The following is a 25,788-nucleotide window of genomic DNA, read 5'->3' as shown; positions in this document are numbered from 1 at the left end:
GCTGTCCGCTAGGTTCGACGATAAGTGGACACTTGTCCGCTCGGATTCACCATAGCGGCAGATCCGGCCGACGTGGCCGACCTGCGCCCACCATCAATGGTTGAATCGCCCTCATCGCCCTCTCCCTTCCGGAATGCCCACAGGGATCGTCTCGTTCGACGCGCATCAGCAATGCGAAAGAAGGCTGATCATGACTCCATCGACGTCCAGTGCCATCACCCTGAACATCAATGGCGAGAAGTACACACTGCCGGTCGACCATCGCACGACCCTGCTCGACGCCCTGCGCGAGCACCTTGACCTGACCGGCTCCAAGAAGGGCTGCGACCAAGGGCAATGCGGAGCCTGCACGGTGCTGCTCGATGGGCGCCGGGCTGTTTCCTGCCTCCAGCTCGCGGTCGCGGCCGAGGGGCGCGTGATCACCACCATCGAGGGTGTGGCCGATGGTGAACAGCTCCATCCGGTACAGCAGGCCTTTCTCGACCTCGACGGATTTCAGTGCGGATACTGCACACCCGGGCAGATCTGTTCGGCCATTGCGGTGATCGAGGAGCACGCGGCGGGCTGGCCGAGCGCGGCGACCGACGACGTCCGGCCCGAGGCGGGGGTACCCCCACTCGGCGCCGAAGAGATCCGCGAACGCATGAGCGGCAATCTGTGCCGCTGTGGCGCCTATGTATCGATCGTGCAAGCAGTCGCGCAAGCCGCGGAGGCGGCGGCGAGCCAGGACAAGGAGGCCGTGGCATGAGGGAGTTCGGCTACGAACGAGCCTTCGACGTATCCGGGGCGGTCGCCCTGCTCGGTTCCGAACCCGATGCCCGCTTCCTCGGTGGCGGCACCAATCTCGTCGACCTGATGAAGGCAGGCGTGGAGCGGCCCGCGCTGCTCGTCGACGTACGTGAACTACCGCTCGACGGAATCGAGTTCGCCCAGGACGGCGGACTGCACATCGGCGCGACCGTCACCAACAGCGATCTCGCGGCCCACCCCGAGGTGCGGCGTCACTACCCGGCGTTGGCACAGGCCGTGCTGGCCGGTGCCTCCGGGCAGCTGCGCAACATGGCCACGGTCGGTGGGAACCTTCTCCAGCGGACCCGCTGCGGCTACTTCACCGACATCAGCAAGCCGTGCAACAAGCGTTCCCCCGGCAGTGGTTGTCCCGCCATCGACGGCGAACACCACAACCACGCGATCCTCGGCGCCTCCGCGCACTGCATCGCCGTCCACCCCTCGGACATGGCGGTCGCGCTCGCCGCCTTCGACGCCGTCATCTCCTACGAAACGGCCGACGGAACAGGCGAGTTGCCGATCTCGGAGTTCTATCCTCCGGTGGGCGACACTCCGCACATCGAGACCGCTCTTCCAGCCGGCGCGCTGATCACCGGCGTCACGCTGCCGCCCTCCCCCGTCGCCGCCCACTCGCGGTACCGGAAGGTGCGCGAGCGCGCCTCGTACGCGTTCGCGATCGGCTCGATCGCCGCCGCACTCGACGTCCGCGACGGTGTCGTACGCGAAGTACGTCTGGCGCTCGGGGCTGTCGCGTCGAGGCCCTGGCGGGCGCGTGCGGCCGAGCAGGCCCTGACCGGCGGGCCGGCGAGCGCGGAAGCGTTCGCCGCGGCGGCGGATGCCGAACTGGCCGCCGCCGCGCCCCTTCCCGAGAACGGCTACAAGGTGACGCTGATGCGCAACCTCGTCGTGGCCGTGTTGACCGAGCTCACCGAGGAGGTCTCCCGATGACCACGACGACCGGTGTCGCCGCCCCGACAGGAGCCGTCGGCTCCGCCCGCACCCGCGTGGAGGGCCGCGACAAGGTCACCGGGGCGGCCCGCTACTCCGGAGAGGTTCCGTTCGCCGAACTCACCCACGGCTGGCTGGTCTTGTCGACCGTGGCCCGCGGCCGGCTCCGTTCCGTGGACGACGGCCCCGTGCTGGCCATGCCGGGTGTTCTCACCGTGCTGCACCACGGGAACGCACCGCGCGTCGACACCGACTACATGGGCATGCTGGGGCGGCCGAACCCGATCGTGGGGCTCTTCCAGCACGACCGCGTACCCTTCGCGGGCTGGCCCGTGGCGTTGGTGGTGGCCGAGACCTCCGAGCAGGCCAGGGAAGCCGCCGAGGCACTGGTGGTCGAGTACGACGAGGAACCGCACGATGTCATGTTCCACCCCGGCCGTTCGGACGCCTACACGCCGGAGGACACCCCGATGGTCCAGGCCGAGACGGAGAAGGGGGACGTCGAGGCCGGCCTCGACGCCTCCGCCGTGGTCGTGGACGCGGAGTACACCACTCCGGAGGAGCACCACAACCCGATGGAGCCGCATGCGGCGACGGCCCGCTGGGAGGGCGGCCGGCTCGACGTCATCGACTCCAACCAGGGCAGCAGCTGGGTGGCGAGCGAGCTGGCGCAGCTCTTCTCCCTAGATCCCGCCTCCGTGCGCGTACGGTCCGAACACGTCGGGGGAGCCTTCGGGTCGAAGGGTCTGAGCCCTCATCAAGTGGCGGCCGTGATGGCCACCACCGTCCTCCACCGCCCGGTCCGTGTCGTGCTGACGCGCCGCCAGATGTTCTCGCTCATCGGCTACCGCAGCCCCACGGCACAGCGGATCAGGCTCGGTGCCGACGCGGACGGCCGACTGCGTGCCTTCGACCACCAGGCGCAGAGCCTCACGTCGACCGTGCACGAATTCGTCGAGTCGAGCGCTGTGCTGGGGCGGGTGATGTACGACGCGGACGCGCATCACACCCTTCACCGTCTCGTGCGGCTCGATGTGCCGACTCCGACGTGGATGCGCGCCCCGGGCGAGGCGCCGGGGTCCTTCGCCCTCGAATCCGCCCTCGACGAGCTGGCCGAGAAGTGCGGCATCGACCCGATCGCGCTGCGCGTGCGCAACGAACCCGAGACGGGTCCGGTCTCCGGACTGCCGTTCAGCAGCCGCAATGTGCTGGCCTGCTTCGAGGAGGGCGCCCGCAGGTTCGGCTGGGCGGACCGGGACTCCCGTCCCGGACTGCGCCGCGAGGGGCGCTGGCTGCTCGGAACGGGCACGGCGGCGGCCACCTACCCCTCGGGGGTGGGACCGTCCACCGCGGCCGTGACCGCGGAAGCCGATGGGACCTTCACCGTACGGATCAACGCCGCGGACGTCGGAACGGGGGCGCGGACCGCGATGACCCTGGTGGCCGCGGACGCGCTGGAGGTGGATCCGGACCGCGTCCGGGTACGCATCGCGGACAGCGACCTCGGCCCGGCGATGATCGCCGGAGGCTCGATGGGGACGCGCTCCTGGGCCTGGGCGGTGACGGTCGCCGCCGACGAACTGCGGGAGCGTCTGTCCCTGGGCGGCGGCATTCCGCCGGAGGGGATCACGGCCCGGTCGAACACGGCCGAGGCCATCGGCGCCCTCACGGAGAAGGAACGCCACTCCTTCGGAGCGCAGTTCGCCGAAGTCGCGGTGGATGTGGACACCGGTGAAGTGCGCGTGCGGCGGCTGCTCGGCATCTTCGCCGCGGGCACCATCGTCAACCCGCTCACCGCCCGCAGCCAGTTCATCGGCGGAATGATCTGGGGGCTGTCCATGGCGCTCCACGAGGAGGCTGTCAGGGACCAGGTCTCGGGCGGCCACGTCGGCGCCGACCTCGCCGGTTACCACTTCGCCTCGCACGCCGATGTGCCGATCATCGAGGCGGACTGGGTCGACGACCCCGTCCCGGGCGATCCGGTCGGGATCAAGGGCATCGGCGAGATCGGCATCGTGGGCGTGGCCGCCGCGATCGCCAACGCGGTGTGGCACGCGACCGGTGTACGCCACCGGGACCTGCCGATCCGTCCCGACCGCGTCCTGCGTGCGGCGGACGAGGCCCGGCGCCGGGCAGCGGGAGGAGCCGGGAGTGCTTGACATCGCCGAGGAACTGAACCGGTGGTTCGAGGAGGGCCGGGACTTCGCCGTCGCCACCGTCGTGGCCGTCAGCGGCAGCGCGCCGCGCGGTCCCGGCGCCGCCCTGGCCGTCGACGGTGACGGCACCGCCATCGGTTCCGTCTCCGGCGGTTGCGTGGAAGGGGCGGTGTACGAGCTGTGCGTCCAGGCGCTCCAGGACGGGCGGACGGTACGCGAGCGGTTCGGATACGACGACGAGGACGCCTTCGCGGTGGGGCTCACCTGCGGCGGTGTCATCGAGGTCCTGGTGACACCGGTGCGTGCGGACGCGCCGGTGTTCCGGGCCGGGGTGTCGGCGGCGGACCGGGGGGAGCCGGCGGCCCTGGCCCGGGTGGCCCGGGGCCCGGCGGAACTCCTCGGCAGGGCATTGCTCGTACACCCCGACGGCTCGTACGAGGGCAGCCTCGACGGCCGTCCGGAGCTGGCGCGGGCCGCGGCGGAGGAGGCCCTCGCGATGCTGGACAGCGGCCGCACCGGCACCGTGGAGGTCGCGGAGGACGGGTCGCGCTGCCCGGGCGGCGTGACGCTGTTCGTGGAGTCGAGGGTGTCGCCGCCCCGGATGATCGTCTTCGGCGCCGTGGACTTCGCGACGGCGCTCGTACGGGCGGGCAAGTTCCTCGGCTACCACGTGACCGTGTGCGACGCCCGGCCGGTCTTCGCGACGCGCGCCCGTTTCCCCGAGGCGGACGAACTCGTGGTCGACTGGCCGCACCGCTACCTCCGGCGCACCGCGACCGACGGGCGAACCGTGCTGTGCGTACTCACCCATGACGCCAAGTTCGACGTTCCGCTCCTGGAGACGGCGCTGCGGCTGCCGGTCGCGTTCGTCGGCGCGATGGGCTCGCGCCGCACCCATGAGGACCGCAACCGTCGCCTTCGCGAAGTCGGTGTCAGTAGCCGTGAGTTGGCCCGTCTGCACTCCCCGATCGGCCTCGACCTCGGCGCCCGTACCCCCGAGGAGACCGCCCTGTCCATCGCGGCGGAGATCGTCGCGGCACGCCGGGGCGGCACGGGTGTACCGCTGACCGGATCTGGCGCTCCCATCCACCATGACCCGGACGGGAGGGGGACGGACGAGGACCGCTCCCGTACGGCGGCATGACCTGACGAGTCCGGGCGGCCGAGGGGCGAGGCGGGGCGGACGCGAGGCAGGGAGACCTTCTCAGTGGCCGCGCCCGCTCAGCCCGACACCGAGTTCCGCCAGGCCGTCGAGGACCAGGTCGATGCTGACCGCGGCAAGCAGCAGCCCCAGGAGCCGGCCGAGAAGTTCGAAGGTCGCATGGTGCGTGGCGCGCAGTACGCGTTCCAGGACCAGGATGCAGATGAGGTCGAGCAGGATCACTGCCACGTACGCTCCGGCGACGGTGGAGCGCCACGTCCAGGACGACCGTGCATTGGCCTCGATGAGCAGCGCGGTCATGGCCAGCGGGCTGACGACGAACGGAACGAGGAGTTCACGCAGGCCGCTGGCCACGTCGGAGGTTTCGTCGTCCGGCGCGTCCAGTCCGGTCCGGATCCCCAGGACGAGACCGACGGCGTAGAGGAAGAAGATGATGCCGCCTGCGAGCAGGAGTGCGGGGGTGCTGATGTGGAACAGGTCCAGGAGCAGTGGGGCCGTCAGGCTGGCCACCAGACCGATGAGGATCGCCGCACCGCAGGCCAGCAGGGCGATGGTGCGAAGTTGGCGGGTCGGGTGCAGTTTCGCGAGGTGAGCGAAGGACAGCAGGACCTTGGGCGGCCCAACGACGGAGACGAAGGTGATCAGGGCGGCGGAGAAGGTGAGCGCGTTCACCTGCGAAATCTAGGCTGCGGGTCCGGCTCCACGTAGCAGGTGAGGCTGGTGTCCCCGGTCCGCCCGGTCTCCGTTCGCTGCCGGAGGCTCGGCTCTGCCCCGCTGTGGTCATGGTGGTTCGCTGTGGACGTGAACTCGGTCGACTCTCCACGGCACGTTCGGATTTCCTTCTGCGATGCCTGACATCCGTGTCAAACAGCCGCACAGCAAGACCGAGTTCAAGGATTGGCAGTACGTCCACAACACGGTCATCCCCACTCACGTCCTGTCACTGGACGACGTACAGGAACGCGACCGGCGGCACCATCTGGAAGTCGCCTACCTCGATGACGTCCTCGTGGGCTGCAGCACGGTACGCCCACCGACGGGTGATACGTCGACAGCCACGGTGATCGCCCGTGTGCCGGCAGATCAGCGCGGGCGGGGATTCGGTGAGCAGCTCTACGGGCGCGGGCTGAAACGCGCGCGCGAGCTCGGTGCCGAGGTGATCGAGACCGTCGTCCTGTCCTCCGACGAGGACGGTCTGCGGTTCGCGCAGAAGCACGGCTTCGTCGAGACCGAGCGCTATCTGCTGCCTGGAGAAAGCGTGCCGTGGATCGACCTGCGGCTTTCATGAGCCGGCTCTCGGGTCTTCTCGCCCTCGGGACACGTCATCCGCAGGCGCTCGCCCGGAAGGCGTGGAATCCGGCGAACGCGTCCGGCATCACCGACACGGCCGGCCGCGCCCCGCGTGTCCGGCCGGAGGTCGGGCCCGTCACCGACGACGCCACCTTCAACGGGACGATGGCCGGGCCCGACGGCACTGTTGTGCGCCTGGATCAGAACACGAACGGTCCGGGCGACTGGGTGGAGGTCGCGTTGCAGGTCGCGGTGATGCCGAAGACCACGACCTTGAGGGACGTGGCCACCAGGCTGTCCCCCGAGGCGACGGTCCCCGTGAGCGGCCCCGTCGACACGGGGCTTCCGGCCGGGATGGCGGGGTTCGAGTTACCGGTGAACGTCACCGTCCCCGTCCCCTTGTTGGTGAGCGTGAGTGTCGATTTGACGGAGTTGGCGCCGACGCTGATCGGTGCTGTGATGGCGGACGTCGAGACGTTGATGACCGCGCTCGTTCCGCTCTGGGTGGCGGTGAGGGTCGCACTGCCCGAGCCGTAGGCTCCGCAGTCGAAGGAAATGGTGGCGGTGGTGGGGGTGACCGCCTCGGCCGTGGGCGCGAGCGCGAGTGCGCCCGCGGCGAGGGCGGAACAGATGGCGAGTCGCCGTGTGCCATGCCTCATGGTGATTGCCCTTCATGTGGGGGGACTGCCGGCGCACTGAGCTCGACGTGCGCGCCGGAACACAGCATTTCTCTGACATACCGTCAGGGGTGGCTGCCTCCCCATTGAGGCACGACCCCCTTGAAGCAACAAGGCACATCACCATGATTCTTGACATGCTACGGCCAATTCTGGTCACCTCCCTGTCCGCCCGGCCCCCGGTACCCGAGCCCAGGTTCCCCGGGGCGTTCTATCAGGAGGGCAGCTTCAGGTCCGTGCAGCCATGACGCCGCGCCGCCCGCTCGGCGAAGGCGCGCAGGGCGGTGCGGAGGTAGCCTCGCGACGGGGCCGCGTACTCGGTGTCGTTGGCCGTGAGCAGGGCGCGCGGGCCCGCACCGCATGCGGCGCTCGCCCAGGCGCTGTGGCGGTCCGTTCCCGCGTCGCCGTGGTAGCTGCCCGAGCCATCATCGGCGGTGCGCAGGCGCTGTGCGTACGGGCCGAACGCGGCGCCGAACCAATAGAGTTCCTCGTCCCGCGCCTTGGTCTCACCGAGTACGCAGGTCTCCAGGAGCGCGTTTCCGGGGGCGGTGGTCTCGCGGTGCCGGCCGACGGGCCCGTTCCCCGGGACAGGAATCCCTGCGCAGGTGCCCGTGGCGTTGCCGGGCGTCGGGCTGTCGGCCGGCACGGGGATGGGCGGCACACGGGTGCCGGCCGGGGCGTCGCACGACCATCGGTCGGCGGCCCGTTCGGCGGTTGCCGTGGCCGGCCGGGCGATCTGCCGGGTCTCCGTGCTGTTCTCGTGCGACGCGTCGGCACGCACGGCCACCACGAGAGAGGCGGGCCTGTTGGTGCAGTTGAGCACGACGGCGGTGTCACGGAAATCTGTGTAGCCCTGCCAACCACCACTGACGGCGACCGGCAGGTGATCGGACCCCCCATCGCGCAGCATCGAGAGCGGGTCACCGAAGAGGTTGCGTTCCGGACCGTGCTGTGCGGAATCAGGGCGACCAGCAGTCTCGTGTCCGCCACCCCGCACTCGTCCCAGCGGTCGTCGTCCGTACCTCCCGTGCGGTCCCCCGGTAGCCCGGGGCCGATGGAGTACAGGGTCAGTGCGGCTGACTCGGCGACCGGCAGCAGCCCCTCGCAGTATGCGGCGAGCCGGTCCTCGTACCTCCACCGCTTGACCGGTGCCGCTCATCCGGTACCAGCCGTAGCCCGCTGCGAGCACCAGGACCAGTGGCACCACGGCTTACAGCACGATCCCGCGCATCCCCTTCACAGGGCCTTGCCCTCCCCCGTGTCGATCAGGCACTCCAGCCTGTCATCCGTGGCCCGGGGTCCGACACCCGCCGGTCCCCGCATGAGCAGCGCCACGGGCTTGAAGCAGCCCGGATCACACCGCGCCCGGGGCCGGACCGGTCTCCGACGGCGCCACAGTGCGCAAGCAGACGCGGAAGCCGCTAGGACGGCCACACGATCTGCCCGTTCGCGACCTTCAGTGCCTCCGGGGTCACGTCTTCGTGGAATCTCAAGCAGCCGATCGAAACGGCACCGTCCGCGAGCAGGTGGGCGTCCTGGACCCGCGCGGCCAGCCAGCCGAGCAACTCGCCGACCTGCTCGAACTCGTCCGGGTGGATCTCCTGCCGGGACGTCAGCGACCAGCCCTTCCGCGGCAGGTCCGCACGGCCGGCCAGCGCCGAGCCGAGCACACCGCCCACCCGCCGGGCCGGACCGCTGCCGCCGAGCAGCGGGCGGGGTTCGTCCTCGACCACCGGGTCCCCCGACTCGTCCTCCACCACGACCGGGAACCGGGTCACGATGGACAGGCGCTCCGGATGCGGCCCGATTCCCAGATGCCAGCGCAGTTCGGCCAGCTCCTGCTCGGAGAGCTCGTCCCGTAGATCGACCGATATCGCCAGCTCATATACGTCACTCACCCCACGCACCCTACCGAGGGGGTCCGACATGCCGGTCCGGGTGCGGGACGGCGCGGCGGACCCGCTGCGCTGCGTCCTGCCGGCACGTCGTCACGTTCGCCGGTCACCCCGCTTTCGCTCACCGCTTCACAGCGTTCGGGCGAGCCGGAATCCCAGGTCGTCGATGCGGAAGGTGGGGTGGCTCTTTCGGCGGCACCGTGCCCGGCAGCCTCGGGGGCGGTCGAAACCTCCGCCACCGCGGAACACCCGGTACGGGCCGTAGACCTCGGGGTCGTAGAGGTCCCAGCACCACTCCCACACATTGCCGATCATGTCGTGGAGACCCCATGCGTTGGGCTTCCTGGTCGCGACGTCGTGGACCTCGCCGCCGGAGTTCCCGCGGTGCCAGGCGATCTCGTCCAGGTCCCCGTAGCGGTCCCCGGACGTCCCGGCTCGGCATGCGTACTCCCACTCCGCCTCGGACGGGAGCCGATAGCCGTCGGCCTGCCAGTCGCAGACCACGTCCAGCCCGTCGGGGTCGTCGCCCGTCGCGTAGCAGGGCCGAAGTCCCCTCGCCCGCGACAGCAGGTTGCAGAACCGGACACCCTCGATCCAGGAGATCTCGGTCACCGGTGTACGCGGACCGGCCGAACTCTCGGGTACCTCGCCGCGCACCGCCCGGTACAGCTCGCGAGTCACGGGATACGGCGCCAGCCGGAAGGAGCCGACCTCCACCTTCCATTCCGTCCGCGTGCCCTCGTCGCGCAGGACGATCTCCCCGGCGGGGATGCTTCTCATACTCTCGGCATCCGCCTGGCGCAGTATGGATTCCACGCTCATCGTCACAACTCCTCATGTGCTCCGGCGCATCGAACCGGCGCGCCGGACCGGCAGCGCCGCGGTCGAGTGCTCGCGCTGCCGTCCCCTGATCAAGCGACTGTACAGACAAGCGCGGCCGTGTCCGGATCAGTCGCCGCCGGACTTGGTGGTCCAGAGCGGATCGATGTCTCCGAGCCAGGCGTCCTGCTCGTCCGCCAGCGGCCCTTCCAGAGGAAGCGGAAGAAAGCGGCAGGCGAAGCCGAGGCCGGCATCGTCGCCGTCTCCACGGACCTGGTGCTCCCACGAATCAGGTGTGTCGGCCGGTGCGTGCAGGAAGAAGAAGGTGGTCCTGCGCGGCTGCCCCGTGCCGGGGTGTGGCTTGCCCTCCACGGCGACGCTCCGGACCACCGTAGCCGTCGACAGTCCGGTTTCTTCGACGACTTCGCGCAGAACAGCCTGTTCCGGTGCCTCGTCCGGTCCGACTCCACCGGCGGGCACCTGGGTACCGGCCTCCGGCATGCCCATGTGGTCGAACACCAGCAATTCAGGGACGGAACGATGTCGGATCACGTACGCGGCAACACGGATTCTCGGTCGGGTCATACCCGCATTGTCAGACATGGGCATCGCACGCCGAACCCGACCGGACCGGACCGTGAAGGAAGTGGCGGCCACACTCACAGGAGCGGCTCTCGGAGAGAATGACCGTGTGACGGCGACAGAGAAACTCTTGCAGCATCAGAACACACTGCGCTCCACCGCCGATGCCATCAGCACCGATCTTCAGCTGGACGAACTGCTCACCGCAGTCGGCCGGCCGGTGCGCGTGGGAAGTTACGCCCTCGGGCTGATGGTCCGTCGCGATCTGGACGTAACGGTGATCTGCCCGGAGCTCGGCGCCCAGACCCTGGAAGCCGTTGCCGGAATCGGCGCACGACTGGCGCAGCACAAGCGGGTGCGGCAGGTCCGCTTCCGCGACGACACCGGCGAGTGGAACACCGATCCGGACTACCCCGACGGGCTGTATCTCGGTGTGGACTGTCGCTCGCAGGAAGGTGAGGCATGGAACCTGGACATCTGGTTCGTCGACGAACCCGGCCGACAGCCCGATCTCGCCCACCTCAAGGAACTGCCTGCGCGCCTCACTCCCGGAACCCGTGCGGCAATTCTCAGGATCAAGCAGACCTGGGCGGACCGCGCCGAGTACGGAAAGTCGGTGAAGAGCATCGACATCTACCGGTCGGTCCTGGTCGACCACGTCCGTACGCCTGAGCAGTTCGACGAATGGCGCCTCGAACGGAGTCCTGAGCACGGTCCGGACGCGTAGTCTTCACTGATGACCGACGGCTCCTCGCTACTGAGCGTCCGCTTCGACGATGCCCGGCTTGTCGTGGTCGAAGAGCCCAACGAGGACGGGGTCCACAGCCTCCCCCGCCAGGACCGCGCGCCGGACAGCTCGTGGTGCTCCCTGCCCCTGGCCGACGCGTTGCACGCGCGGATCCGGCCCGTCGGAACCGCGGAGACGGTGCTGCGGAACTGGGTGACGGAAGGCCCTGCGGCGGCAATGGCCTCCTGGGACGACCCGGCAGCCGCTGATCCGGTGCGGATCCGGGCCGGCGCGGTGGTGATTCGTGACGGGCGGATACTGCTCATCGGCTTCGAGGAGGACGGGCAGCCGTACTACGAGATCCCAGGCGGCGGGGTCGAGGACGGCGAGACGCTGCACGCCGCGGTGATTCGTGAACTACGGGAGGAGACCGGCCTGAGCGGCGAGGTGGACGTGGAAGTGGCCCGCGTCTGGAAGGAGGGCCGCCGTGAGCACTACTTCCTCGTGCATGCCGAAGGTGCGATCGGTGCCCGTGCGGAGCTCGACAATCACGGTGGGACGCCCACATGGATTCCGGTCGACCGGCTGCCCACCACACCGGTGTGGCCGCGGCGGCTGGCCTGGCGCATCGCTCACTGGCACACGACAGGCCGGCCGGCCCGGCCGGCCGAACTCGCCGACAGCATCAGCGACCTGCAGGCCCCCTGCACCTGGTGAGACGCGTGGCGTCCGCGTCCCGCGAGAAAGGCCTGCCGCGCCCCGGGCGATGAAGCTCGGGCGCGGCAGGCCCCTTACGCGCAGCGGGCATCGGGCGGACGAGGTCCGGCCCGGCCCCGTGTACCGTCAGGCCGTGTGCAGGGTCAGCCCGTAACGGTTCAGGATCTCGTTGATCGGCTGGTGCCAGGTCTCCCCGCCGCTGGTGCAGTTGCCCCAGCCTCCCGAGGTGACGCCCTGGGCCTGGTCCCCGCTGATGAAGGAACCTCCCGAGTCCCCGGGCTCGGCGCAGACGCTCGTCTTGGTCATCTGATAGACCGCGCCCTGGCTGTAGTTCACGGTCTCGTTGGTGGCCAGCACATTGCCGCAGTGCCAGTGGCTGGTGGAGCCGGAGCGGCAGATCGAGGCGCCGATGGGAGCCACCGCGGAGCCTCGGACCAGCTGGTCGGAGACGGTACCCCAGCCGAGTACCACGGGGACGGTCCACCAGCCGTTGCCCACGCTGACCCAGGCGTAGTCGTCACCGGGGAAGGACGACCCCTGGAAGTTGCCGATGGCAGAACGGTCCCATCCGCTGACCGCCGCGCCGGCCTGTCCGCAATGCCCTGCCGTGACGAAGCCGCCGTACACGGAGAAGCCGATCGAGCATCGGACGTTGCCCGTGTAGTAGGGATCGCCGCCAACGGTTCCGGCAGCGAAGGTCCTGGGCGCCTCGGGTGTCCGGTTCACCAGTACGGGGCCGGCCTTGCGGGCCCGTTCGACGAACTTCTGGACATCGTTGTCACCCTTTGCCGAGGCGACCACATCGACAACGACCCGGTTGGCCTTCGGGTCGACGTGCCAGCCGCTGACGCCCTCCGGCGCGGCCATCCTGTCGATCCGCGTCTTGGCTGCGTCGAGCTGCCGCGCGCTGTGCCGTACCAGCTGGACGGATGCGCCGGACGCTCGTACGACGTCCGACTTCCGCTTGTCGGTGAGGGCCACGGTGAGCCTGCCCGTGGCCGGGTCGAACCAGGAGCCGGCATAGGAGGATCCGGCGGCCCGTCGCGCTGTGCCCTGCACGGCTGTTGCCGTCTTCTCGGCGGCCAGCCGGGCCCTGGCCTCACTCTCCGTCAGGCCGAGGTCCCTCTGCATGGCTGAGAGCAGCCCTGCGGACGCCGGTGCTTCGTCGGTCGCGGAACGGGGCGTCGCGGAAGCCGGGTCCACCGCGGCGGCGGAAGCCGGCCCCGAGGCGAGGCCCACGGTCGCCCAGGCTCCGACAACCAGTGCGGCAGCCAGACTCGTACGCAGCGCGTTCATAGATCTCAAGGCAATGGCCCTTCTGTTGTTCCGGCATCGTGGGGGAGGAACAGCAGGCGTCCGAGAGCTCTCACCTGAGAGCGCTCTCAGAGTGTGCCGCAACGGACTGTAACGCAGCTGGACTATCAGGTCCATGCCAATGACCGTTTCCGGCACCCCTGTTGACGGACGCATCCTCTCCGCGATGTCCTCGCACCCTGACCCGCGGCGCTCCACGCAGTGCGTACGCCTATGCTCGCGTCAGACGATCGCGCGCACCCGAAGCGTCAGCCACCCCTTCCACCCGGGTCTCGCGCACAACAGCTCACCCGCCCGCAGGAGTTCCACCATGACATCTTCCGCCGACGGATCGAGCGCCTGGACCAGGTTCTACCAGGGCTCCCCACGCGTTCCTCATGCTCCCCTCGACGAGGAGACACGGCTCAGTGCGGAGCTTCCGGGCACGTTGCTGCCCGCACCGGAGGGGATGAATCACCCGCTCGTCTTCGAACCCGCACTGAAGCAGTTCGCCAATGCCTACCGTGCGGGAGAGCCTGAATTCGGCGATGGCGAGGAGGAGATGGGGCAGGCCTGGCACCGGGCACGGCGTACCGTACTGGACACGGTGCTCGCCTCCATCGCGGAAGGCCCGTGGGGTGCTCATCTGGTGCTGCGCGGCAGCGTGTTGATGGCCACGTGGTTCGGGGAGGCCGCCCGCGACCCGGGTGATCTGGACTTTCTCTTCGTGCCCCGGGACTGGGCCATGAACGACCCCCGGGCCTCGGGGCTCTTCGACACGATCGCCCGGAACGCGGCTGCGGCCGCCGCGCACGGCCCTGTCCGGATCGACGCGGCGGGCATGGTGACGGAGGACATCTGGACGTACGACCGGGTTCCCGGGCGGCGCGTGCTGCTGCCGTGGGCGGCGGACGATGTGCCCGGTGGCACCGTGCAGATCGACGTGGTGTTCAACGAGTCCCTGCCCTCCCCCGCCGTGCTCACCGAACTCCGGCCGCTGGGAGACGGGCCGGGCTGCCGCGTGCAGGCGGTGTCCCCCGAGCTGTCGCTGGCCTGGAAGTTGCTGTGGCTGGTCACCGACTCGTACCCGCAGGGCAAGGACCTTTATGACGCCGTGCTGCTCGCGGAACGCAAGCCGCCGAGTTACGAACTGGTGCGGGAGGCCTTTGTGCTCGGCGGCACCGAAGGCCTTCGGCCCGCCGGTGGCTGGTGGCTCGACGAGTTGGGGGTGCAGACCGGATGGGAGCACTTCACCGCCGAACACCCATGGGCCGCGGAGAGTGCGGCAAGCTACTGCGAACGGCTCGCGCGGGCACTGGCACCCCTGATGGAGGCTGCGGAACGTACGGACGGGGCGGCCGAGGCTGAAGAGGCGGAGACGGAGGTGTCGGGCCGGTACCGGCAGTGGGCCCGATGGCTGCAACCGCTGGTCGATTCCACGCGTACATCTGCTGCGGGCAACCCTGCCGCGTCGCTCGCGCAACTGGACGAGGGCGGGTGGAACGGCCTCGTGGCAGCCGTCGTGGTCGTACGGGAGGTTGTCGGGCGCAGCCGGCTCGGTCTGACGGACGCGCTGGCCGTCGTCCTTTCCCATGAGGGAAGCTGGCGGTACTGGCGGAACCATCCCGACGCGTGCGCCCGGGCCCTCGACGAACTGCGCTGATCGTCTCCCCCGGGATCCGGCCCGGTTCAGCCGGCCCGGCCGATCGCGCTGCGCAGCATGGCGACTGTCGTTGCTGCGGCCGCTCGCTCCGCGTCGTCGTCCGTCGCACGCACTCGTTCCTCCAGGAGGACCACGGCCGCCTGGAGGACGCCCACACGCACCGGAACGCTCTGCATCGCCGTGAGAACGGCAGCCGCCTGTTCGGCCGCGGTGGCCGTTGCGGCCTGCGGAATGAGGGTGGTGATTCCGCGCCCGAGCGCGCGGTCGCGAGGCGGCTGAGCCGCGGCTGTGGTCACGCGAGAAGTGTGCCGCACCCGGCCGGGGGAATCGGTCAGCGACCTGCCTCCGCCCTTTCGGCGCCATCGTGGACATGAGCGTGGACCCGTCGCAACAATGCGGCCAACTGGGCTTGTTCGGAACCGGTCAGCGGCTCGAGCAGTGCCTCCTGGACAGTCAGCGCCTCGGCCTGGAGTTCCTTGAGCGCCACCCATCCATCGGGGGTGGCCGTGACGGTCACCCGGCGGCGGTCGCCGGTGTCCCGGGCACGGTCGACGAGGCCGGCCACCGCGAGATCGTCCACGATCTTGACGATGTCGCTCCGGTCGATCCCCAGTCGCGATGCCAGTTCCCGCTGCACATGAGGGCCGAAGTCGACGAGCGCCGACAGCACGGCCATGTGCCAGAGCCGCATGTCCCGGTCGGCCAGCCGTGCCGCCAGCCGGCTGCGCGCCGCCTTGCCGGTCTTGGACAGCAGATATGTCGTGAGTCCCAGGAGGCTGGGCGGGGTCTCGCTCATCGGCAGTATTGTAGGCGCGCACCCATCATGGGTTGGCACCTACTGACCGGGGCACGGCGCCCCGGCCATCGCCTGCCGTCCCCGCCGTTCCTGCGCGGCACCTACCCCTGGGCCCAGTCGCGCATGGCGGCGCGCGACGAGAAGGCGGCGACATCCTTGTCGAACGGCTGGTCGGTGTACTGATGGATACGCCAGGACGCCTTGATCCTGGGCTTTCCCGCAGTGACGTAGTCGGCGATCCACAGGCCGTCCCCCGCATACGAGGTGGTGTCGTGGTTCAGCCAGAAGTAGCGGTTGCAGTAGAGCAAGACCCTGTGGTGCGGCCGCAGGCGCTTGACCTCGCGGATGAAGCGGTCCTTCTCCGCATTGCTGGCCCTCGTGCCCTCGCCGTTCTGTTCCCAGTCCACGGCAAGCAGATCACCGGTCTTCTCCGGGGCCTTGCTCACGAAGTACTCGGCCTGGGCCGTGATGTTCCCCGGCCAGAGAAAGTGATAGAAGCCGACCACGCACTCGGCGTCCCTCGCGCGTTTCACCTGTGACGCGATATGCGGATTGACGTAGGAACGCCCTTCGGTGGCCTTGATGAAGACGAAGTCCAGTCCGTCCGTGTCGAAGGACGACTGATGGGAGCTGACATCGACGCCATGCAGCATGGGCACCGCCTTCACGTGGGCTCGGTGATTCCGTTCTCTTCGTGTACGTGCCCCCAGGCACTCGCCCCCATCCTTCGGGTGAACGTACGAAACGATTTTCCATCGCCAGGAATAGCTATCGGCAATGGGTAGTTGGTGAAGCCGCGAGACCACATCACCCAGCGCGGACGCCACCGGAAGGTCGGACCCATGAAGATCGGCATCATCGGAGCGGGCAACATCGGCGGAAACCTCACCCGGCGCCTCACCGCGCTGGGCCACAATGTGTCCATCGCCAATTCGCGCGGCCCGGAGACGCTCTCCGCGCTTGTCGAGGAGACCGGAGCCACGGCGGTCACCGCCGCGGAGGCGGCCCGGGGAGCTCGGGTCGTTGTCGTCACCGTTCCCCTCAAGGCCGTCCCCGATCTGCCCGCCGGCCTGATCGACGGTGCCGCGGAAGGGGTCGCGGTCATCGACACGGGCAATTACTACCCGCAACAGCGCGACGGTCGCATTGCAACGATCGAGGAGGGCACGCCCGAGAGCCGGTGGACCGAGGAACAGATCGGTCATCCGGTGATCAAGGCGTTCAATGGGACGTACGCACAGGACATCCTTTCCAACGGTCTGCCCGGGGGCAGCCCCGGCCGTCAGGCGCTGCCGGTGGCCGGCGACGACGCGGCGGCCAAGCAGATCGTGCGCGACCTCATCGACGAGCTGGGTTTCGACACCGTGGACGCGGGGGGCCTCGACGAATCGTGGCGTCAGCAGCCCGGCACGCCTGTCTACGGTCATCAGGGTGACGCGGAAGCAATCGTCAAGGCGCTCGCCGAAGCATCCCCGGAGCGTACGGCCGAGTGGCGGGCCTGACGGTCCCGAAGCCGAGGCCCTCGGGCGCGCTCCGGCGCGCACCGAGGGCCAGGTCGGCCACCCGGCCCCGGCGCATTCACCGCACCATCCGGAACATGCGCCGGGTCGTCCCGCCCGACGGGGCACGCTGCCTCAGCGATTCCGTGCGGGGCGACCTCGGCCGCGAGCGCCCCGGACAACCCTTCGAAGGCGAATTCGGTCGCCGAGCAGGCGCCGACTCCTTGACGACAGCATCGATGCGCCCGAGCCGGGCGCCGTGCCGGCGACGACCGCGGCGATGCGTTCATGTCGGTGACGTCCAACCGGGCGGCGCCTGCCCGGGCGGGCGGCCTCGTGCGGAGGTTCGCCTACGCCGTGCGCGAACCGGTTGCCGAGCTCGGGCCCGGCAACCGGACCGGGTGCTACCGGGCGTCGTCCGGAAGGGCCGGAAGGCTGTCCATGAACGAACTGACGGAGAAGACCGCGCGTCCGGGGCCGGGCGGACCGTATCCGGGGGGCGAGCTGAGACCGTACTCCTCCATGGTCGCGCGATAGGCGTCCAGCAGACGGATGTGGTATTCCAGCGGCGCTCCGTCCGGGTTGGTCTTCCCGAGCGGAGTGGTGGGCTCCGGGCACCAGGTGGTGAACCTCGGGGTGATGCCGTGCGACATGAAGAACCGCAGGCCCTCGGTGGTCGATGCGATGGCCTCGTCCACCGTGGTGAAGCCGAAGGGCTCGGCCATCTCCACGCCCGCCACGAAGTTGGGGATGACGTTGCGGGCGCCGAAGACCTCGGCGGAGTCCAGGATGCGGCGGTGCCACTCGTCACGGCCCACGTAGCGTTCCTTGCCGGGGCAGTAGAGCTCGAACAGCCGGCGGTCCCACACCTCGTAGTTGGGGTGGTAGATCTGCACGCCGTAGTCGTGGAACCGCTGGACGTCGGCCTTGGGCAGGGCCTGGGCAACGACCTTGCCGATCCAGCGGCCGGGGAATCGCTCCTCGATGGCCTTGGCGTACTGCCCGTAGAAATCGGCTTCGTCGCGGCCGCCGATGTGGGAGGTGATGGCCCCGCCGGTGAGGGTGTAGGCGGTGGATGTCTTCGCCGTGTCGTACTTGTCGATGATGGCGAGCGCTTCCAGGACCTCCTCGACCGGCTTCACCCCGGTGTACGGACGTCCCGCGGCCTTGTGCTGGCGCCAGTTGTGGTTGATGTCGCAGTACTGGCACTCCTCCTTGGCACCGAAGTACTGGCAGACCCGGAAGACGGTCAGGTAGACGAGGTATCCCCATTGGATGGTGGGGGCCACCTCCATCACGGACTTGCCGTTCTCCAGTGTGTGCCGGTAGTAGTCCGGCATCGGCGGCAGACCCACGTCGGAGATCCGCCGGCCGTCGAGATACAGCCCGAGCACTCCTTCGTCGTCGGCCGCGACACGGTACGGGGACGCGGGGTTGACCCGGACGGACACGACGGTTCTGCGCAGGTCGTACGGACCGCCGGTGAGCACGATCTCCTCCGGCGGGCGGCGGAGTGCGGCCGCGCCCAGCTCGGGGAGGGTGCCGTGGTCGAAGGAGAAGATGAAGTAGGACTTCGGCTTGACGTCACCGCCCTCGTTGTCACTGAGGGCGGACTCGTCGAACGCCACGCCGCCGCGCAGCAGGTCCTCCTTGATGACGGCTTCCCGCGGCACGTGCGGGAACCGCTCCATGAGGCGCTCGACCAGACGGGTTCGGTTCCCGTCCGTGCGGCTCGGTTCGGTGCGGCTGCGGTCGGTACTGCTCGGCATGTGCGCGACTCCTCGGTCCGGTCGTCTGCGGCGTTCCGGGTACGCCGCACTGTGCAACGAGCCGGACACGTCGACAGTGCCCGGCCCCACCGGCCGATCCGCCCCGCTGCGGCGTGAACGTTCGGCGGTGGCCGTCCCCGGGGCCTGAGTTCACCGGTCCCAGTGTGCGGGGCGGCCGAGTGACGGCGGGAGCTTCGTCGCCGCGTCGCCGCGGGCCGCGTTGAGCTGGGCCTGAGTGAGGAAGAGGCTACTGGTGAGGTCGGCGCCGGACAGGTTCGCGTCCCTGAAGTCGGCACCGATCAGGTCGGCCAGACGCAGATCGGCACCGGTGAGGTCCGCTGCGATCAGATAGGAGCCGCGCAGGTCGGCGCCCCGCAGATCGGCGCCCTTGAGCCTGGCTCCGATGAGGTCGGCGCCGCGATGGTCACGCTTCTTCCTTCGCGGCGCCGTCGCTCGTACGAGTTCGCTGGTACGGAGCAGCAGTTCGGCCACGACATCGCGGTGTCCGGCCACATCCAGGTCCGAGAACGCGTCGGCCGGCAGGTGGGTGAGGCGTTCCGTCTCATCGAGGGTGCGCCCTATCTCGGCCCGCAGGGGCCTCGCCGGTTCCAGGGACAGCGCCTCGGCGAGGTACCAGAGAAGTTCGTGGAGCTGCCGCATGACCGGGAACACCTGGAACATCTGCCCGGCGATCTGCGGGGCTCGGCGCCAGTCCTGTCCGTCGAAGGTCTCGCCGGAGACCTTCTGGCCCGCCCCGAAACAGTCGTACACGGTGCAACCCGGAAAGCCCCGTGTCCGGAGTTCGGTGTGGATGCCGCAGCGGAAGTCCTCCTGGAGGTTCCGGCAGGGTTTCCCGGCATCCTTGTCGATCGCGAAGTCCGCGGACCGCGTCAGGGTGAGCGCCACACAGCACAGCCCGAAACAGTTCGCGCAGTCGGCACGCAGCGCGGCACGGCCGCCGCGGTCGATGGCGGGGCCTGGGACATCGTCGGACACGGTGCGTGGGTCCTCCGGGTAAGGAACTGTCGGACGGTCGACCCTATCGGCATCCCATCACCCGTTCGCATCAATTTCATGATCAACGGATTCCGGGGCTCCCGGGTGGGTCCGAGCGGTGCGCGCGATAATGGTGGGTAGTACATCTTTATAGGAGGTGGCCACGGACGTGGCGAACGCACCAGTGGACGGCATCCCTGCCCGGCGGGTACTCACCGATCCGGCCGGTCTTGCCCGGTATCAGCACGACGAGGCCGAGTGGGCTCCGTACGGAACACCCCTGGCCGTGGTACGTCCGCAGACCGCCGAAGAGGTGCGGGATGTGGTCCGGCACTGTCTGGCCCACCGCATCCCGTTGGTGCCGCGTGGTGCGGGCACTGGCCTGTCAGGTGGTGCGAACGCCGTGGACGGGGCGATCATCCTGTCCTTCGAGGACATGAACCGCATCGTCCGCATCGACCCGGCGGAGCGGCTGGCCGTCGTCCAGCCGGGAGTGGTCAACGACGATCTGCGGGCGGCCAGCGCGGAACACGGGCTCTGGTACCCACCGGATCCGGCGAGTTCGCCCTGGTCGACGATCGGCGGGAACGTCGCGACCAATGCCGGGGGCATGTGCTGCGTCAAGTACGGCGTGACGCGCGACTACGTCCTCGGTCTCGAAGTCGTCAACGGGCTCGGTGAGGTCGTCTCGCTCGGCCGGCGAACCGCGAAGGGCGTTGCGGGGTACGACCTCGCCGGGCTGATGGTCGGGTCCGAGGGCACCCTCGGTGTGATCACGGAGATCACGGTGCGGCTGCGTCCGGCGCGGCCGCAGGAGCGGACGGTGGCCGGGTACTTCTCCTCGGTGGTCGCCGCGGGCGAGGCGGTGAGCGCCGTGACCGCTTCGGGCGTGATCCCCTCGGCGCTCGAACTGGTCGACCGTCACTGTCTGGCCGCGGTCGACGCCTGGAAGAAGATGGGCCTCTCCGCCGACGCGGACGTGGTGCTGCTCGGCCGGGTCGACACGCCGGGCGCGGAGGGCGACGCGGAGGCCGAGCTCGTCCGGGAGTGCTTCGAGCGGGCGGGGGCGACCTGGGCCGCGGTCTCCACGGACCAGCAGGAAGCCGATGCGCTGTTCCAGGCGCGCCGGCTGGCCTATCCGGCGCTGGAGCGGCTCGGTCCGGTCCTGACCGAGGACGTGTGTGTGCCGAGGACGTCGGTGCCCGAGATGCTGGCGCGGATCGAGAAGACGGCGGCCCGGCACGACATCCTGGTGGCCAACATCGCCCATGCCGGAGACGGGAATCTGCACCCGCTCATCATCACCGCCCCCGGCGACGAAGCGGCGCGGGCCCGCGCGCAGTCGGCCTTCGAGGACATCCTCGACGATGCGATCTCCCTCGGTGGCACGGTGACGGGCGAGCACGGTGTGGGGCTGCTGAAGATGCGCGGGATGAACAAGGAACTGGGGTCCGCGGTGCTGGGCATGCATCACGCGGTGAAGGCGGCGCTGGATCCGCACGGCATCCTCAACCCGGGCAAGGTGCTCGGCGGGGGCATGTCGACGCTCACCGGTGAAGGGGATGCTCCGCCGGCGTGAGCGAGGGGATCGTGGCGCGGCGGCACCGGGCACGCCAGGCGGCCGGTGCCCCGCGTCCGCGTCCCTGTCAGTGGCGCGGCGCACACTGGCAGGAGTACGGCACGGGCGAAGGGGGACGCTGATGGAAACCGGGCACGGGACAGGGTTCGAACCGGCCACCGGGGACGGCCCGCAGGCGCCGGGGCGCGACGGAAAGCGCTGCGCTTCCGTACGGACGGCGTTCGAAGGAATGCTGCAGATCCGCCGGCTGACGAACACCGGGTGTGCCGACCCGCAGGCCGTACCCGCGCAGTGGGAGACGCATCGTCCGGTGCGGGCGGTCGCCATCGCCCTGGAGGCCTCGGGCCTGGCCGCCTCGGCCGTTGACGGGTCGGGCGTGCGCACGGCGAGCGGGTACCGCTTGCAGCAGGGCGAGGCACCCGGTGGCGTGCGTGTCGAGTGGCTCGGCCCGCCCGGCAGCGGCGCCGCCCATGCGGAGGAGGCCGAGCTGGCCCGGTGTGCGGCCGTGCTGCGGGAGTTGGGCTGGACGGTGCTGTTGTACCGCGGGGCGCGCCGTCGAAGATTCCTGGAGGTCGAGCCACCGGCCGGTGCACGAGGGCCGGACGACGGGTAGCGGGCGTCCCTCGCGCCGTCGCCCGCGGGCGTTGTCAGACCCATGGGGGATGCTGGTGGGCACGACACCTCTGACCGGGAGATGCTGAGATGCGCAATGCCGAACTCGCCGCGGCCCAGGCATATGTCCGACTGCTGGAGGCCACTCGCGCCGCGCTCGCGGACCCGGACGACGGCCCCTTGTACGTGCCGTTGCTGGCCTCGCCGATCGCCGAAGCCGATGGCGCGCTCCGGCGCGCCGGCCTCTGCGGCAATGAGTCCCGGTTCTTCGATCTGGTGAGATCGCTGCAGCCGAGCATGTCCGGCAGCGGGCACTGAGCGAACCCGCCGAACAGCATGGCGGTGCTCCGTGCTCTGCCGTCAGCAGGCGTACGCCGTCGCACGATGAGTTGATTCAAGAAGCCGGGACACCTGACCGGCTCCTTGACTCGAAGCGTGCGGCGAACCTAGCGTACGGTCCGGGTGAAACGATTCATATGCACATCCGAACGTTCTCAGGTTGCTGGACGACTCCGCTTACGAGGTGTTCATGTCTGATGTGTCGGCCGTCAAGGCAGCTCTGAAGTCCCAGGTCATCGAGACGCCGTCGTGGGGGTACGGGAATTCCGGAACGCGATTCAAGGTGTTCGCGCAGCCGGGTGTGCCGCGCGACCCGTTCGAGAAGCTGGAGGACGCGGCCCAGGTGCACGCGTTCACGGGCGTGGCGCCGAAGGTGTCGTTGCACATTCCGTGGGACAAGGTCGAGGACTACACCGCGCTGACCCGGCACGCCGAGGATCTCGGGCTGCGGATCGGGGCGATCAACTCCAACGTCTTCCAGGACGACGACTACAAGCTCGGTTCGGTCACCCATCCCGATCCGAAGGTGCGCCGCAAGGCCACCGACCACCTGCTGGAGTGCGTCGACATCATGGACGAGACCGGGTCCCCCGATCTCAAGCTCTGGTTCTCCGACGGCACGAACTACCCCGGGCAGGACGACATCACGGCCCGCCAGGACCGGCTGGCCGAGGCGCTGGCCGAGGTGTACGAACGGCTGGGTGACGAGCAGCGGATGCTGCTGGAGTACAAACTCTTCGAGCCCGCGTTCTACACGACCGATGTGCCCGACTGGGGCACAGCGTACGCCCACTGTCTGAGTCTCGGCCCGCAGGCCCAGGTGGTCGTGGACACCGGGCACCACGCGCCGGGCACCAACATCGAGTTCATCGTCGCCTCGCTGCTGCGGGCGAACAAGCTCGGCGCGTTCGACTTCAACTCCCGGTTCTACGCGGACGACGATCTGATGGCCGGAGCGGCCGACCCGTTCCAGCTGTTCCGGATCATGCACGAGGTGGCCAGGAACGGCGGCCTGAAGCCCGAGACGAACGTCAACTTCATGCTCGACCAGTGCCACAACATCGAGGCGAAGATCCCCGCCGTGATCCGGTCGGTCGCCAATGTCCAGGAAGCGACCGCCAAGGCGCTGCTGGTCGACATGGCGGCACTGGGTGCCGCCCAGCGGTCCGGCGATGTGCTGGCCGCGAACGGCGCCCTGATGGATGCGTACAACACCGATGTACGTCCGCTGCTGGCCGAGGTCCGTGAGGAACTCGGTCTGGCCAGGGACCCGTTCGCCGCGTATCTGGCCTCGGGCAACCAGGAGCGGATCGCCGCCGCCCGGGTCGGTGGCGAGCAGGCCGGCTGGGGTGCCTGAGCCCGCCTTCTCCCCCGTACGAACACCGGCCGGTCCGACGGACCCCCGACCACGAAGGAATCCCATGGCCTCCGCGACGCACCCCGAAGTCGCCGCACTCCTGGAACGCGCCCACCGGATCGGCTCCGACGCCCGGAACACCAACTACGCCGGTGGCAACACATCGGTCAAGGCCACCGGCACCGACCCGGTCACCGGGGGCGGCACCGAACTGCTGTGGGTCAAGGGTTCCGGTGGTGACCTCGGCACGCTGGCCGAGGCCGGTCTCGCCGTGCTGCGGCTGGACCGGGTGCGTGCTCTCAAGGACGTGTACCCGGGGGTGGAGCGCGAGGACGAGATGGTGCCGGCGTTCGACTACTGCCTGCACGGCAAGGGCGGTGCCGCACCGTCCATCGACACGGCGATGCACGCCCTGGTCGAGGCCGCTCACGTCGACCACCTGCACCCGGACTCGGGGATCGCGCTGGCGTGCGCCGCCGACGGCGAGAAGCTGACCGCGGAGTGTTTCGGCGACAAGGTGGCCTGGGTGGGCTGGCGCAGACCGGGATTCCAGCTCGGTCTGGACATCGCGGCGGTCAAGGAGGCCAACCCGCAGGCCGTCGGCGTGATCCTCGGCGGGCACGGCATCACGGCCTGGGGCGAGACCTCGGAGGAGTGCGAGCACAACGCGCTCTGGATGATCCGCACCGCCGAGACCTTCCTCCAGGAACGAGGCAGGGCCGAACCCTTCGGCCCCGCATGGGCGGGCCGCGAGCCGCTTCCCGAGGAGCGGCGCCGGGAGCGTGCGGCCGCGCTCGCCCCGCTGATCCGCGGCCTGGCCTCCACCGACCGCCCTCAGGTGGGCCATTTCACCGACACGAAGCCGGTGCTGGACTTCCTGGCCCGCACCGGACACCCCCGGCTCGCCGCGCTGGGCACCTCGTGCCCGGACCACTTCCTTCGTACGAAGGTCAGCCCGCTGGTGCTCGACCTGCCCGCCGACACCCCGTTGGGCGAGGCTTCGGCGCGGCTGAAGGAGTTGCACGGGGAGTACCGGGAGGCGTATCGCGGGTACTACGAGCGTCATGCCTCCCCCGACTCCCCCGCGATGCGTGGCGCGGACCCGGCGATCGTGCTGGTGCCCGGGGTCGGCATGTTCTCCTTCGGCAAGGACAAGCAGACGGCCCGGGTCGCCGGGGAGTTCTACCTCAACGCCATCAACGTAATGCGCGGTGCCGAGGCCGTCTCCTCGTACGCGCCGATCGAGGAGTCCGAGAAGTTCCGGATCGAGTACTGGGAGCTGGAGGAGGCCAAGCTGCGCCGGATGCCGAAGGCGAAACCGCTGGCCACCCGGGTGGCGCTGGTCACCGGCGCGGGGTCCGGCATCGGCAGGGCCGTCGCGCACCGGCTGGTCGCGGAGGGGGCGTGTGTCGTCGTCGCGGACATCGACGCGGAGAACGCCGCCTCGGTGGCCCGGGAGCTCGGCGGCTCCGACAAGGCGGTGGCCGTGACGGCCGATGTGACCAGTGAGGAGCAGATCGTCGAGGCGTTCAGGGCCGGCGCGCTGGCGTTCGGCGGCGTGGACCTGGTCGTGAACAACGCCGGGATCTCCATCTCGAAGCCGCTGCTGGAGACGACGGCCCGGGACTGGGATCTTCAGCACGACATCATGGCGCGCGGCTCGTTCCTGGTCTCGCGCGAGGCCGCCCGGATGATGCGGACGCAGAACCTCGGTGGCGACATCGTCTACATCACCTCGAAGAACTCGGTGTTCGCGGGTCCGAACAACATCGCCTACTCGGCCGCCAAGGCCGATCAGGCCCACCAGGTGCGGCTGCTGGCCGCGGAACTGGGCGAGCACGGGATCCGGGTCAACGGCATCAACCCCGATGGTGTGGTGCGCGGTTCGGGCATCTTCGCGGGTGGCTGGGGCGCCCAGCGCGCGGCGATGTACGGCATCGAGGAGGAGAAGCTCGGCGAGTTCTACGCGCAGCGGACGCTGCTCAAGCGCGAGGTGCTCCCGGAGCACGTGGCCAATGCCGTGTTCGCGCTGACCGGCGGGGACCTCACTCATACGACCGGACTCCATGTTCCTGTCGACGCCGGTGTGGCCGCGGCCTTCCTCCGATGACCGGATGAGATCT

The 25,788-nt window shown here is 69.5% G+C and carries 26 protein-coding genes and 1 pseudogene; 14 read left to right on the top strand and 13 right to left on the bottom strand.

Translation table 11 applies throughout. From position 1 onward, the window contains the following. Positions 1 to 190: 190 nt before the first annotated feature. From AB0D53_RS21700 to AB0D53_RS21685, 4 genes are read left to right on the top strand one after another with little or no spacing between them, the layout of a single operon-like run. On the top strand, positions 191 to 748 hold the full coding sequence (locus AB0D53_RS21700; protein ID WP_362449184.1) for a 2Fe-2S iron-sulfur cluster-binding protein: 558 nt from the start codon (positions 191 to 193) through the stop codon (positions 746 to 748). Next, on the top strand, positions 745 to 1,737 hold the full coding sequence (locus tag AB0D53_RS21695; RefSeq protein ID WP_362448979.1) for a xanthine dehydrogenase family protein subunit M: 993 nt from the start codon (positions 745 to 747) through the stop codon (positions 1,735 to 1,737). The genes AB0D53_RS21700 and AB0D53_RS21695 overlap by 4 nt, the downstream gene beginning before the upstream one ends. After that, positions 1,734 to 3,896 (top strand): xanthine dehydrogenase family protein molybdopterin-binding subunit, encoded by a 2,163-nt coding sequence (locus tag AB0D53_RS21690; RefSeq protein WP_362448977.1) that lies wholly within the window; start codon positions 1,734 to 1,736, stop codon positions 3,894 to 3,896. Before AB0D53_RS21695 ends, AB0D53_RS21690 begins: the two co-directional genes overlap by 4 nt. Next, positions 3,889 to 5,037, top strand: a complete 1,149-nt coding sequence (locus AB0D53_RS21685; RefSeq protein WP_362448975.1) for an XdhC/CoxI family protein — start codon at positions 3,889 to 3,891, stop codon at positions 5,035 to 5,037. Before AB0D53_RS21690 ends, AB0D53_RS21685 begins: the two co-directional genes overlap by 8 nt. Before the next feature lie 60 nt (positions 5,038 to 5,097). Here the strand turns inward: AB0D53_RS21685 and AB0D53_RS21680 are convergent, their stop codons facing one another. Then, positions 5,098 to 5,727 carry a MarC family protein gene (locus tag AB0D53_RS21680; protein ID WP_362448973.1) on the bottom strand — a complete coding sequence of 210 codons (630 nt, stop codon included), beginning with the start codon at positions 5,725 to 5,727 and terminating at the stop codon, positions 5,098 to 5,100. Between the two features lie 175 nt (positions 5,728 to 5,902). Between AB0D53_RS21680 and AB0D53_RS21675 the strand changes: the two genes are divergently transcribed. After that, positions 5,903 to 6,343: a GNAT family N-acetyltransferase gene (locus tag AB0D53_RS21675; protein WP_362448971.1), complete on the top strand. Its 441-nt coding sequence runs from the start codon at positions 5,903 to 5,905 to the stop codon at positions 6,341 to 6,343. A 202-nt stretch (positions 6,344 to 6,545) separates the two neighbouring features. Here AB0D53_RS21675 and AB0D53_RS21670 read toward each other — a convergent pair whose 3' ends face one another. The 5 genes from AB0D53_RS21670 to AB0D53_RS21650 form a co-directional block, all read right to left on the bottom strand. Beyond that, a complete protein-coding gene (locus AB0D53_RS21670) occupies positions 6,546 to 7,004 on the bottom strand; it encodes a hypothetical protein (protein WP_329813490.1) in 459 nt (152 codons plus the stop codon). 232 nt (positions 7,005 to 7,236) lie between these two features. Next, a complete protein-coding gene (locus AB0D53_RS21665; protein ID WP_362448969.1) occupies positions 7,237 to 7,932 on the bottom strand; it encodes a hypothetical protein in 696 nt (231 codons plus the stop codon). Positions 7,933 to 8,443: 511 nt separating this feature from the next. Continuing rightward, positions 8,444 to 8,920, bottom strand: a complete 477-nt coding sequence (locus tag AB0D53_RS21660) for a hypothetical protein (RefSeq protein ID WP_362448967.1) — start codon at positions 8,918 to 8,920, stop codon at positions 8,444 to 8,446. 126 nt (positions 8,921 to 9,046) lie between these two features. Then, entirely contained in the window at positions 9,047 to 9,697 is a 651-nt protein-coding gene (locus tag AB0D53_RS21655; RefSeq protein ID WP_362448965.1) for an SUMF1/EgtB/PvdO family nonheme iron enzyme, read from the bottom strand. A 168-nt stretch (positions 9,698 to 9,865) separates the two neighbouring features. Then, positions 9,866 to 10,321 (bottom strand): NUDIX domain-containing protein, encoded by a 456-nt coding sequence (locus AB0D53_RS21650; protein WP_362448963.1) that lies wholly within the window; start codon positions 10,319 to 10,321, stop codon positions 9,866 to 9,868. A 127-nt stretch (positions 10,322 to 10,448) separates the two neighbouring features. On the opposite strand from AB0D53_RS21650, the gene AB0D53_RS21645 reads away from it, so the two are divergent. Continuing rightward, positions 10,449 to 11,045 (top strand): hypothetical protein, encoded by a 597-nt coding sequence (locus AB0D53_RS21645; protein ID WP_362448962.1) that lies wholly within the window; start codon positions 10,449 to 10,451, stop codon positions 11,043 to 11,045. 9 nt (positions 11,046 to 11,054) lie between these two features. Then, positions 11,055 to 11,762 carry an NUDIX domain-containing protein gene (locus AB0D53_RS21640; protein ID WP_362448960.1) on the top strand — a complete coding sequence of 236 codons (708 nt, stop codon included), beginning with the start codon at positions 11,055 to 11,057 and terminating at the stop codon, positions 11,760 to 11,762. A 126-nt stretch (positions 11,763 to 11,888) separates the two neighbouring features. Here AB0D53_RS21640 and AB0D53_RS21635 read toward each other — a convergent pair whose 3' ends face one another. Continuing rightward, positions 11,889 to 13,058: a S1 family peptidase gene (locus AB0D53_RS21635; protein ID WP_362449182.1), complete on the bottom strand. Its 1,170-nt coding sequence runs from the start codon at positions 13,056 to 13,058 to the stop codon at positions 11,889 to 11,891. 328 nt (positions 13,059 to 13,386) lie between these two features. Between AB0D53_RS21635 and AB0D53_RS21630 the strand changes: the two genes are divergently transcribed. Then, positions 13,387 to 14,718 (top strand): nucleotidyl transferase AbiEii/AbiGii toxin family protein, encoded by a 1,332-nt coding sequence (locus AB0D53_RS21630; RefSeq protein ID WP_362448958.1) that lies wholly within the window; start codon positions 13,387 to 13,389, stop codon positions 14,716 to 14,718. A gap of 26 nt (positions 14,719 to 14,744) precedes the next feature. Here the strand turns inward: AB0D53_RS21630 and AB0D53_RS21625 are convergent, their stop codons facing one another. From AB0D53_RS21625 to AB0D53_RS21615, 3 genes are all read right to left on the bottom strand, one after another. Then, positions 14,745 to 15,014 (bottom strand): hypothetical protein, encoded by a 270-nt coding sequence (locus AB0D53_RS21625; RefSeq protein ID WP_072487705.1) that lies wholly within the window; start codon positions 15,012 to 15,014, stop codon positions 14,745 to 14,747. Positions 15,015 to 15,049: 35 nt separating this feature from the next. Next, a complete protein-coding gene (locus tag AB0D53_RS21620; RefSeq protein ID WP_362448956.1) occupies positions 15,050 to 15,514 on the bottom strand; it encodes a MarR family winged helix-turn-helix transcriptional regulator in 465 nt (154 codons plus the stop codon). Between the two features lie 101 nt (positions 15,515 to 15,615). After that, positions 15,616 to 16,167, bottom strand: coding sequence for a glycoside hydrolase family 25 protein (locus AB0D53_RS21615; protein ID WP_362448954.1), 552 nt, complete (start codon positions 16,165 to 16,167; stop codon positions 15,616 to 15,618). 153 nt (positions 16,168 to 16,320) lie between these two features. Between AB0D53_RS21615 and AB0D53_RS21610 the strand changes: the two genes are divergently transcribed. After that, positions 16,321 to 17,016 (top strand): NAD(P)-binding domain-containing protein, encoded by a 696-nt coding sequence (locus AB0D53_RS21610; protein WP_362449180.1) that lies wholly within the window; start codon positions 16,321 to 16,323, stop codon positions 17,014 to 17,016. Between the two features lie 137 nt (positions 17,017 to 17,153). Here the strand turns inward: AB0D53_RS21610 and AB0D53_RS21605 are convergent. From AB0D53_RS21605 to AB0D53_RS21595, 3 genes and pseudogenes are all read right to left on the bottom strand, one after another. After that, positions 17,154 to 17,237, bottom strand: a pseudogene (locus AB0D53_RS21605) (short-chain dehydrogenase/reductase); the annotation flags it as partial. A gap of 180 nt (positions 17,238 to 17,417) precedes the next feature. Beyond that, positions 17,418 to 18,782 (bottom strand): radical SAM protein, encoded by a 1,365-nt coding sequence (locus tag AB0D53_RS21600; protein WP_362448952.1) that lies wholly within the window; start codon positions 18,780 to 18,782, stop codon positions 17,418 to 17,420. A gap of 150 nt (positions 18,783 to 18,932) precedes the next feature. Beyond that, positions 18,933 to 19,778 (bottom strand): pentapeptide repeat-containing protein, encoded by an 846-nt coding sequence (locus AB0D53_RS21595; protein ID WP_362448950.1) that lies wholly within the window; start codon positions 19,776 to 19,778, stop codon positions 18,933 to 18,935. A gap of 169 nt (positions 19,779 to 19,947) precedes the next feature. Here AB0D53_RS21595 and AB0D53_RS21590 point away from each other — a divergent pair, with 169 nt between their 5' ends. The 5 genes from AB0D53_RS21590 to AB0D53_RS21570 all read left to right on the top strand — a co-directional run bounded on the left by AB0D53_RS21590 (position 19,948) and on the right by AB0D53_RS21570 (position 25,775). Beyond that, on the top strand, positions 19,948 to 21,357 hold the full coding sequence (locus AB0D53_RS21590; protein WP_362448948.1) for an FAD-linked oxidase C-terminal domain-containing protein: 1,410 nt from the start codon (positions 19,948 to 19,950) through the stop codon (positions 21,355 to 21,357). Between the two features lie 121 nt (positions 21,358 to 21,478). After that, positions 21,479 to 21,970, top strand: a complete 492-nt coding sequence (locus tag AB0D53_RS21585; RefSeq protein WP_362448946.1) for a hypothetical protein — start codon at positions 21,479 to 21,481, stop codon at positions 21,968 to 21,970. Positions 21,971 to 22,059: 89 nt separating this feature from the next. Further along, a complete protein-coding gene (locus tag AB0D53_RS21580; protein WP_362448944.1) occupies positions 22,060 to 22,287 on the top strand; it encodes a hypothetical protein in 228 nt (75 codons plus the stop codon). 211 nt (positions 22,288 to 22,498) lie between these two features. Then, positions 22,499 to 23,665 (top strand): L-rhamnose isomerase, encoded by a 1,167-nt coding sequence (gene rhaI, locus AB0D53_RS21575; RefSeq protein WP_362448942.1) that lies wholly within the window; start codon positions 22,499 to 22,501, stop codon positions 23,663 to 23,665. A gap of 64 nt (positions 23,666 to 23,729) precedes the next feature. Next, positions 23,730 to 25,775 (top strand): bifunctional aldolase/short-chain dehydrogenase, encoded by a 2,046-nt coding sequence (locus tag AB0D53_RS21570; RefSeq protein ID WP_362448940.1) that lies wholly within the window; start codon positions 23,730 to 23,732, stop codon positions 25,773 to 25,775. Positions 25,776 to 25,788: the final 13 nt, after the last annotated feature.

The organism is Streptomyces sp. NPDC048295 (genome assembly GCF_040652135.1).
GTDB lineage: Bacteria > Actinomycetota > Actinomycetes > Streptomycetales > Streptomycetaceae > Streptomyces.
The sequence above is the reverse complement of the archived record's forward strand: the minus strand, read 5'-3'. Positions and strand labels throughout refer to the sequence as shown.